Raw genomic sequence first — 9,433 nt, 5'->3', positions numbered from 1 at the left:
CGGCAGCGTGCCGTCCGACGTCGCGGATCCGGGTGACAGCCTTGTTCCAGGTCTCCTTGTCCCCCGCCGGATCCTTGTGGCCCTCGACGGTCCAGAACCAGAGCTGTTCGCGCTGGGCCGGGGTGAGCGCCTGGTGCAGGCCGATGGAGACGACTTCGCAGCCCAACTGCGCGGCGGCCTCGAGGGTCCGGTGGGTGTACGCAAGGTTGCCTTCCCAGTTCGYCTCGTCGATGACGCTGCGGCGGATGGCCGAGATGGCSGGSAGGCCGATTCCGGCTTGCCGTGCTGCGGCCGCGAGTTCGTCGAGGCGGGCCGGCGAGAGGTCTCCCGGGCGGACCCAGCTGTCGGTGAGGTCGGCGTTGGCGAAGCCTGCGTCGGCCACCTCTTCGAAGACGCGCTGCCAGTCGCTGGCGGGAGCGTCCTGGACCGGGGTCCCGTCGGCGCGGATGCCCGGGAACTGCAGCAGGGCCGCGGTGATGGGCCAGTTTTCGGCGGTGTACGGCATTGTCACTCCAACTCTTGAATCACATTTCCTATAGGATTTATCAGCGAGGAAAGCTTTGTCAAGGGTTAGTTGTGGGGTGGAACGCCGTTCGGCTAGCTGCGGACTTCGCTGTCGTGCTGTGAGCGCTGCTTGACGCCCTCGATGTGCTCGATCATTTTGAGGCGCGCGAGCTCGGCGTCCCCGGCCTCGAAGGCGCGCAGGACTTCGGTGTGTTCGGCGATCGCGAAGTCGGCATCGGTGACACCGAGGCCGCCGAAGAAGCGGAACCGCTGGACCTGCCCGCCCAGGGCATTGTAGGCCGAAAGCAGGAACTGGTTCTCGGCGTGCTCGGCGATGAGGCGGTGGAAGCGCTCGTCGGCTTCCCAGTAGGAGCGGAACTCGGAGAAGGACGGTCCCCGCGGCGCGGCTTTGAGGTCTTCGATGGCCTGCGCCAGTTGCACGGTCAGCCCGGCGTCGGCGTGGCTACAGGCCATAAAGGCGTTCGCGGGTTCGATCACGAGGCGGGCGTCCATGAGGTCCGCCAGCTCGTCCGCCGTGAACAGCGGCGCCACCCGGTACCCGCGTAGGGCGGTCCGGCGCACCATGCCGGTGGATTCGAGCCGGGCGAGGGCTTCCCGGACGGGGGTGGGAGAGACGTCCAGCTCCCGTGCCATCCCGTCGATGCTGACCGGAGTGCCGGCTTCGAGCCTGCCGTCCATCAGCGCGGCAAGAAGCGCCTCGTAGACGTGGTCGGCGAGGACCTGCCTGCTGATGCCGCGGGAGGCCGGTTCCTTGAGTGCCATAGTGAAATCCTATAGCCGCCGCGCCCCGCCCTGCGCCGGAGCCAGGCTCAACACCTCCGGGTTGAGCAGGTTGCGGGGCCGGCGGCCCGCCGCGGCGTCAAGGAGAGCCTCGATGGAGCTGGCTGAGACATCGCGGGTGAAATCCGCCGTCCAGCACAGCGAATGGGGTGAGAGCACCACGTTATCCATCCGAAGGAGCTCATCATCGGGCAGGAGCGGTTCCGGCTCGAAGACGTCCAGGCCCGCGCCGGCTATGCCGTTCTCCTGCAGGGACGCACGGAGGGCATCCGTATCCACCAACCGGCCCCGACCAATGTTTATGAGGAAGGCGCCCGGCTTCATGAGGTCCAGCTCGCGCCGGCCGATGAGTTTCTCGGTCTCAGGCGTTAGAGCCGCGCACAGGACCACATAGTCGGCCGCGGCCAACAGCTCGTCCAGGCTGGTGAGGGTCACATCCAGCCCGGCGGCCTCGGGGTGGCGGCCACTTCGATTGTTGCCCAAGAGCTTGAAGCCGAGGGGCGCCGCCATCCGGGCCAGCTCGGCCCCGACACTTCCGAAACCGACGATGCCCAGCGTTGCGCCGTCGATGGACGCGCCGCGGTGGTGTTCCCGGTCCTGCCACCGCGACGTTCGGGTCAGCCGATCCTTCGCGAGCAACTGATGCGCCAGGGCGAGGACCAGGGTCAAACCGGCGGCAGCGAGCGGCCTACGCACAGCCTCCGGCGTATTCGTGACCATAACGCCGGCGCGGGTGCACGCCTCAAGATCGACCGTGTCGTAACCGGCCCCGAACCTCGCCACCAGTTTCAGGTCCGGGGCTGCGGCCAGTGYCTCTTCGCCGAAGTGAATGTGACCCAGGGACAGCACCGCATCCACCCCTTCCAGGTCCCGGGGAGGAATCGGGTCAACGTAGCTGGGGAGTACATGCCACTGAATACCGGCCTCGGTCAGCCGGTGCAGGCCGAGATCGCCATGGATCGAGGTGCCGTCCGGCCGCACCGCGTCAGCGGTGACGGCGACCCGGAACGGTGCCAGCCGGCTCATACCTCTGCCACGCTGGTTGCGCCGCCAACTTCAATCGGCTTCCTCACCAGGACGATATAGGCAACTGCCGCCAGCGCCGCGATGACGCCGCCCAGGACGAAGGAAGGCGTGTACGAGCCGGTGGCATCGGCGATCATGCCGGCAATCAGCGGTGAGAAGGCCCCGCCAAAGTAGCCCCCGAAATTCATGATGGCACCCAGGGATGCCACCTGCCGGGTGTCCACAATGTCTCCGGGCATGGCCCATGCCGCCGACGTCATGGTGGCAATGCATCCCATGGCCACGCTCAAAACCACCATCGCGAGTGTGAGGTCGCTGATGAAGGGCACCAGGCACACCAGGGCCCCGGAGGCGATGGAAGCTACCACCATCACGTGGCGCTTGGCGGCCAACGGGCTGGTTCCCGGGCGGCGGGAGTAGCGCGTGATGATGTAGCCGCCGATCAGGCCCATGACCGCCGCCACCAAGTACGGAACGGCGGCGAGGAAGCCCGTGTTGGCAATGCTGACGCCGCGCGCCTGCTGCAGGTACAGCGGCAGGAAGACGATAAACAGGTTCCAAATCCAGATCACACAGAAGAATCCGGCCATCAGGCCCCAGGTCTGGCGATGCTTGAAGAGGGCGAACCACGAGACACGGGCCGAGGGCGCGGCGGGGGCGAGCCGATCGCGCTGAATCAGTTCGAATTCTTCCGCCGAGAGCCGGCGGTGCTCCTCCGGTGAGCGGTAGAAGAGGAAGAAGCCCACTGCCAGCACCAGTCCGATGACACCGAGGAACACAAAAATGGCCTGCCAACCAAAGCCGAGGAGAATGGCGGTCAGGATGGGCGGCGCAATGGCCGGGCCCCACTTGGAACCGCTGTCCCACACTGCAGTTGCCTGCGCCCGCTCGGTCCGCGGGAACCACTCAGCCGTAACCTTGGCCGACGCCGGGCTATTAGGCGCCTCGGTGATACCCAGGAGGGCACGGAACGTGATGAAGTGCCACATCTTGCTGCCGATAGCCATCAGCGCGGTCGAGACGCTCCACAACGCTATGGCAAGGAAGTACATGCGGCGGGCACCGAGTTTGTCGATGAGCCAGCCGGCGGGCAGCTGGCTGAAGGCATAGACCCAAGAGAACACCGTTCCGAGCAACCCGATGTCGGTCTTCGTCAGGGCGAGCTGCTTGATCATTTCCGGAGCCGCAATGGCAATGGCGCTCCGGTCCATGTAGTTGACGATCCCGGCCAGCAATGCCCAGCCCAGGATCCACCAACGCAGGTTCTTGATGGTTTTGCGGACGGCCGATTCGCCCGGCCGTGTCTGTACTGTCTCTGTTGCCACAACACACCCCTTTGTGTCTTCAACACGCGCTGCCTCCGTTGGCGGCGACCACTAATCGTAGACCCTATAGGATCTACGGATTAAGGCAAGGGGTGGTTGATCTTTTTTGTTGGGCCTCTGTAAGGGACAACTGCGCCCCGCTCCCCCGCCGCTGCTGGCGGAGGGGAAGCGGGGCGGGGGCGGGGCGAGGGATGGGCGTCAGTGGCCCCGCAGGACCTCGATCACCGTGGAGTCGTCGCGTCGGCCAAGACCTGCACGGCGGCCGCTGAGGTACAGCTGCTCGGCGGCAGAGGCCAGGGGCGCCGGGTAGGTGCTTTCGCGCGCCGCGTCGACCACCAGCCCCATGTCCTTGACGAAGATGTCCAGGGCGCTGCGGACTTCAGTGTTGTCCGGGTCCACCATCCTGGAGCCGCGGTCATCGAACATAAAGGATGCCGCCGCGCCGGAGCGCAGCACCTCCCAGGTCTGCTTGGGGTCCAGGCCGAGGGCTTCGGCGAAGGCCAGGGCCTCCCCCGCGGCAGCGATGTGCACGCCGCAGAGCAGCTGGTTGACGAGCTTGACCTTCTGCCCGTCCCCCACCGCCGCGCCGACCACGGGGGCCGAGCTTGCCATTGCATCCAGTAGCGGCCGGACAGCGGCGAGCGCACGGTCGGATCCGCTGACCATCATCAGCAGCTCGCCGGTGGCGGCGCGTTTGGTGCCGCCGGAGACCGGGGCATCAACCAGGTCAACATCGAACGGCGCCAGCCGCTCGGCCAGGGACACAACGGCGGCCGGGCCGAYGGTGGCCATCAGCAGGACCACTGTGCCGGGGCGCAGCGCCTCGGCCAGGCGGTCGGGGCCGAACAGCACGGCGTCGGCCTGGGCGGGGGTGGCCACCATCAGGGCGACGACGTCGGCCTGCGCCACGGCGTCCCCGGCCGTCCCGGCCGGGGTGAGGCCGGGGACGGCGAGGCTCTGCGCGCGCCCGTCGGCGACGTCGAAGGCCGCGACTTCGTGCCCGGCGTTGGCGAGGACCACGGCCATCGGGCCGCCCATGGCGCCCAGTCCGATCCATCCGACCTTGCTCATGGGGTTACGTCCTTTCCTGGGGCCGCGGACGGGGTGCCGCGGAAGAGTTCAATGGTGTTGGCGAGTGCGTTTTCGTCGCCGACGTTGCCCGCAAAGACGACGTACGGCATGCCCTGCACGCCCGGGGCGGCGTCGTCGGGCCGGAGGACGGAGACCATCCCGGGGAACAGCTGGCCCAGCACGGTGGCGCGCCGGATGCCGAGGCCGCGGACAGCCACGTCGTGCGAGGTGATGCCGCCCTTGGCAATAACCCAGGCGGGGCGTGCGGTGAGTGCGGCCTGGACCACGTCAATCACTGCGGCCGACACGCTGCGGGCGATTTCCAGGCTCGCGGCGGCGTCCGCGCCCTTCAGCAGCGAACGCGAGGTGTAGAGCAGGACGTCGGAGTCGGCGAGTGCACTGACCATCTTGGCGGCGGTGGCCGCGATGTGGTCCGCGCGTGCGGCCGGGTCGACGAGGTCCGCGACGGACAGTTCGATCTCGGTCACCCCGCCGCGGGCCTGCGCCACGGCGACCTGCCGGGCGGTCTGGCCCACGTGGGAGCCGACGACGGCGAGGCCGTGCCCGGCGGGACGGCCGGCCGGCCAGATGTCCTCAGCCTGCAGGGTGGGTTTGGGGTCCAGCCCGGCCAGCGCGCGGACGAAGGATGGCCCGGTGCGGTGCAGGAACGTCTTACCTTCGCGCTGGACCTGCTGCAGGCCCAGGACCACGATTTCCAGGTCCGCGAAGTCGGTGGCGTTGACGACAATAACCTGCAGGTCGGCGGCGGTGCGCAGGATCTCCGCGACCCGGTCCTCTCCGCCGTTGCGGATGTCCTCAAGGCTGATGCTGAGCACCTGCCCGGCCGCTACGGTGCCGCCGCTCTTCTCCGCGACGAAGTCCTTCAGGTCGGAGGAGCGGTAGCCGAAGGTGGCGTCCTTGGCGAACTCGGTGTCCCCGGCGGGGACGGGCTCGCCGCCCACCACGGCCCAGTGCACGTCGCCGGCTGTGAACCGTCCGGCTTCGAAGTAGGACGGGGCCAGCAGGACGCCGTCGAAGCCGTGGCCGGTGACCTCGCGCCGGACGGCGTCGAGGGTGCGGATTTCTGCCATCACGTGGCCGCGGAGTGTCGAGTCGCTGCGGCTGACCACGTCCAGCGGCGCGCCGAGCTGCTGCTCGAGTTCGAACAGGGCTCGGCCGGCGTCCTGGTTGAGCGCGACGGCGTCCGCCTCGTCGAGGCTGCGGGTGTTGGTGAGGATAAAGCAGGTGGATTCCGGCGCGGCGAGGGCCGCCGCGTACTCGGATGCTTCGAGCACGGTGACCACGGAGACGCCGTGGACGGACTGCGAGCCGGTCGGGTCGTCGTCGAGCACGGCGGTCCGGCGGCCGGTGGCGGCGCGGTCCGCGCGGATCCGCTGCCGGGCGTCCGCGAGGCGGACGGGGGCGGGAGCGTCCGGCGGGCCGGGATGGCCGGGGTGGGTTTCGTTTGTCATGCTGTGGTCCTTTCGGGTGCCGTGCGGCCTGGGCCGCACGGCACGTCGAGAGGCGCCTGGGGTCAGGAGACCTGCAGGCCGCCGTTGATGTCGTAGGTGGCGGCCGTGATGTAGCCGGCGTCTTCGCTGAGCAGGAAGGACATGAGCGCTGCGACCTCGTCGCGGGTGCCGACGCGGCCCATCATGATGCCCTCGGACATGGCGGCCTTGCGTTCATCCGTCAGGGTGCCGCCCATGATGTCGGTGTCGATCGGGCCGGGAGCCACCGCGTTCACGGTGATCCCGAATTCGCCGACTTCGCGGGCCAGTGCACGGGTGAAGCCGAGGATCCCGGCCTTGGACGCGCTGTAGGCGACCTTGGAGAAGGTGCCGCCGCCGCGCTGCGCGGAGATCGAGGAGACGCTGACGATCCGGCCGACCCGGCGTTCAATCATGCCCTTGAGGACCCGCTGCGAGACGATGAACGTACCGCGCATGTTGATGGCGAACACCTTGTCCCATTCGGCCACGGACGTCTCCATAAACGGCGTCGGCGAGCTGATGCCGGCCAGGTTGGCCAGTCCGACGATCGGCGGAAGCGCCTCCTCGATCTCGGTGATGGCACGGTCCACGGAGGCCTCGTCCGAGACGTCGGCGCCGACGCCGATCGCCTTGACGGCACGGTTGGACCCGATCTCCGCCGCGGCCGCCTTGGCGTCCTCGGCGTTGATGTCCAGGATCGCGATCGACCAGCCGTCGCGGGCCAGCCGGTCGGCCGTGGCGCGGCCGATGCCGCGGGCCGACGCGGCGCCGGTCAGGACGACGGTTCGTTCGGCGGGGAATGTGTTGTTTGCTGTCATGGGTGGTTCCTAGTGGCTGTCGGTGGCGGAGACGGTGGCCGCGGGAGCGGAGACACCTTCGGGCCGGTTACGGGCGTAGAGGTAGGTGGCGACGGCGGTGATGGCGAGGCAGGCGGCCAGGAAGGTCAGGCCGCTCTGGCTGTTGCCGGTGGAGTCCTTGAGGATGCCGACGATGTACGGGGCGACGAAGCCGCCGAGGTTGCCGAGTGAGTTCACCATGGCGAGGCCGGCTGCGGCTGCGGCACCGGTGAGGGCGGCCGACGRCATGGCCAGGAACGGGGCGATTGCCGAGTAGATGCCCATTGCCGCGAGGGTCAGGAAGACCATGGCGAGGACGGCGTTGACCGGGAGCAGGTAGCCGGCGCCGAGGAGGCCGACGGCGGCGAGGACCATGCTGACACTGGCGTGCCAGACCCGGTTTCCGGTCCGGTCGGAGCGCTTGCTCCAGAAGTAGACGAACACGGCCGCGATGGCGTAGGGGATGAAGACGATGAAGCCGACCTGGACGGTATCGAACTTGCCGAGCGCCTTGACGATGGTCGGCAGCCAGAGGCCCAGGCCGTAGATGCCGCAGACCAGGCCGAAGTACAGGGCCGAGTAGGCGAGCGTGCGGGGGTCCTTCAGGCCGGCCAGGAAGTTGTGCTTGCCGGCCTTCTGCTTGTCGGCCAGTTCTTTGTTCATGGTGGTGGTGAGCCAGTCACGCTCTTCGGGCTTGAGCCACTTGGCGTGCTCCGGGCGGTCCGTCATCACGAACGGCGTGATGATGCCGAGCGCGATCGCCGGGATGCCTTCGATGATGTACAGCCACTGCCACCCGTGCAGGCCGCCGACACCTTCGAGGCCCAGGAGCATTCCGGACACCGGCGCGCCGAGGGCGTTGGAGATCGGCTGGGCCAGGATGAAGATACCCAGGACGGTCACGCGCTGCGCGGCCGGGAACCAGAGGGTGAGGTAGAAGAGGATGGCCGGGAAGAAGCCGGCCTCCGCAGCGCCGAGGAGGAAGCGGATGATGTAAAAGGTGGTCTCGCCGTTGACCAGGAACATGGCTGTGGCGAAGATGCCCCAGCTGATGAGGATGCGGGCGATCCACTTGCGGGCGCCGTAGCGGTACATACCACCGTTGCTGGGGATTTCCAGGAGGGCGTAGCCGATGAAGAAGATGCCGGCGCCCAGGCCGTAGGCGGCCTCGGTCAGCCCGATGTCGCCCTGCATGCCGAGCTTGGCGAAGCCGACGTTGTTGCGGTCCAGGTAGGCGACGAAGTACAGCAGGACGATCAGCGGCATCAGCCGCCGGCGGACCTTGCGGAGGGTGGTCTGGCCCAGTTCACTGAGGGCCGGGGTTGCGGTCAGGGAGGTCATCGCGGGCCTCCACCGGTGATCAGGGTGCCCAGGGCAGGGACGTGCGCGCTCATAAAGACTCCTTTGGCTTGCGGCATTCCGAGGTGATTGGGATGTCAGATGTCTGATATCTGTTTGAGATTCTAGTCACACGGCCGCACGGCGTCAACAGGCGCGAGGTAATTCGGCTTGGCGGGTGCAGCTTCGACGGGACGGCGGCACGCGGGGCCCGCCGGGGCCGCGGGCGCGGGTCAGCTGGCGGCGGCGCCGCGGCTGGAGACCGCGAGGTACTGCTTGTAGTCCTCGAAGGTCTGGGTGATGTGGGCGTCCATTGCGGAGCGCGCGGCCGACGGCTCGCCGGAGGCGATGGCCGCCAGGACCACCTTGTGGTGGTGGATGGCGTGCCGCTGGACGTCGGGGAAGGCCGAGGTTTCCCGCCGCATGGCGTACAGCAGGGTGGACAGCTGGGCCAGGAGGGCCGGCACGAAGGGGTTGCCGGACGCCCGCAGGACGGTGTCGTGGAAGGCGATGTCTGCCAGGGTCAGGGCGTCGACGTCGCCGGAGTGGTGGGCGGCTTCCATCTGCTCGACGCTCTCCGTCATGGCGGCGAGGTCGGCCTGGCTGTGCCGGGCCGCCGCGAGTTCCGCGGCGCCGGTTTCCACCATGCGCCGGACTTCCAGGAGGCGCAGCGCCACCTGGTCGGAGGCCACTCCGCGGGAGGCCGCCCGCATGATCGCGTCCAGCCCGGTCCAGCGTTCGGGCGGGTTGACGAACGTGCCGAGGCCGCGCTTGACGTACACCACGTCCTGGGCCTTGAGGACTTTCATCGCTTCCCGGGCCGTCAGGCGGCTGACGCCGGATTCCTTGGCGATGTCCGCTTCCGGCGGCAGGGCGTCGTCGGGCTTGATCTGGCCGCTGAGGATGTACTCGAGGACCCTGTCCACCACGACATCCACCAGCGTCCGCCGTGTTTCCGCCATCGTGATCCCCTGCCTGCGCACCCGGGGCGCGCCTTTTGCCTTTCCTAAACCCTACTCGACCGGCGGCGGCGTTCAGT

General features: G+C 68.3%; 9 protein-coding genes. All 9 read right to left on the bottom strand.

Going from position 1 to position 9,433, the window contains the following annotated elements; translation table 11 throughout:
• Nucleotides 1–505: sugar phosphate isomerase/epimerase family protein (locus tag AC1DHD_RS10550; RefSeq protein WP_476879672.1), on the bottom strand; the 505-nt coding region annotated here is incomplete at its 3' end.
• Nucleotides 506–597: 92 nt separating this feature from the next.
• Nucleotides 598–1,287 carry a GntR family transcriptional regulator gene (locus tag AC1DHD_RS10545; protein ID WP_476879671.1) on the bottom strand — a complete coding sequence of 230 codons (690 nt, stop codon included), beginning with the start codon at nt 1,285–1,287 and terminating at the stop codon, nt 598–600.
• Between the two features lie 9 nt (nt 1,288–1,296).
• The gene (locus tag AC1DHD_RS10540) at nt 1,297–2,331 is read right to left on the bottom strand and encodes a 2-hydroxyacid dehydrogenase (protein WP_476879670.1); all 1,035 of its coding nucleotides are present in this window, start codon (nt 2,329–2,331) and stop codon (nt 1,297–1,299) included.
• On the bottom strand, nt 2,328–3,656 hold the full coding sequence (locus AC1DHD_RS10535; RefSeq protein WP_476879669.1) for an MFS transporter: 1,329 nt from the start codon (nt 3,654–3,656) through the stop codon (nt 2,328–2,330). The genes AC1DHD_RS10540 and AC1DHD_RS10535 overlap by 4 nt, the downstream gene beginning before the upstream one ends.
• A gap of 198 nt (nt 3,657–3,854) precedes the next feature.
• Nucleotides 3,855–4,727 (bottom strand): NAD(P)-dependent oxidoreductase, encoded by an 873-nt coding sequence (locus tag AC1DHD_RS10530; RefSeq protein ID WP_476879668.1) that lies wholly within the window; start codon nt 4,725–4,727, stop codon nt 3,855–3,857.
• Nucleotides 4,724–6,199, bottom strand: a complete 1,476-nt coding sequence (locus tag AC1DHD_RS10525; RefSeq protein ID WP_476879667.1) for a four-carbon acid sugar kinase family protein — start codon at nt 6,197–6,199, stop codon at nt 4,724–4,726. The genes AC1DHD_RS10530 and AC1DHD_RS10525 overlap by 4 nt, the downstream gene beginning before the upstream one ends.
• 62 nt (nt 6,200–6,261) lie before the next feature.
• Nucleotides 6,262–7,038 (bottom strand): SDR family NAD(P)-dependent oxidoreductase, encoded by a 777-nt coding sequence (locus tag AC1DHD_RS10520; protein WP_476879666.1) that lies wholly within the window; start codon nt 7,036–7,038, stop codon nt 6,262–6,264.
• 9 nt (nt 7,039–7,047) lie between these two features.
• Nucleotides 7,048–8,397 carry an MFS transporter gene (locus AC1DHD_RS10515; protein WP_476879665.1) on the bottom strand — a complete coding sequence of 450 codons (1,350 nt, stop codon included), beginning with the start codon at nt 8,395–8,397 and terminating at the stop codon, nt 7,048–7,050.
• A gap of 230 nt (nt 8,398–8,627) precedes the next feature.
• Complete coding sequence (locus AC1DHD_RS10510) at nt 8,628–9,356, bottom strand: FadR/GntR family transcriptional regulator (RefSeq protein WP_476879664.1); 729 nt, start codon at nt 9,354–9,356, stop codon at nt 8,628–8,630.
• Nucleotides 9,357–9,433 lie beyond the last annotated feature (77 nt).

It is taken from the genome of Arthrobacter sp. 05L45_2 (genome assembly GCF_056397525.1).
The sequence above is the reverse complement of the archived record's forward strand: the minus strand, read 5'-3'. Positions and strand labels throughout refer to the sequence as shown.

Bases quoted from the DNA above. Each gene is read 5' to 3' on its own strand.
- AC1DHD_RS10520 (WP_476879666.1), bottom strand. From the start codon at position 7,038: ATGACAGCAAACAACACATTCCCCGCCGAACGAACCGTCGTCCTGACC.
- AC1DHD_RS10525 (WP_476879667.1), bottom strand. From the start codon at position 6,199: ATGACAAACGAAACCCACCCCGGCCATCCCGGCCCGCCGGACGCTCCC.
- AC1DHD_RS10545 (WP_476879671.1), bottom strand. From the start codon at position 1,287: ATGGCACTCAAGGAACCGGCCTCCCGCGGCATCAGCAGGCAGGTCCTC.
- AC1DHD_RS10510 (WP_476879664.1), bottom strand. From the start codon at position 9,356: ATGGCGGAAACACGGCGGACGCTGGTGGATGTCGTGGTGGACAGGGTC.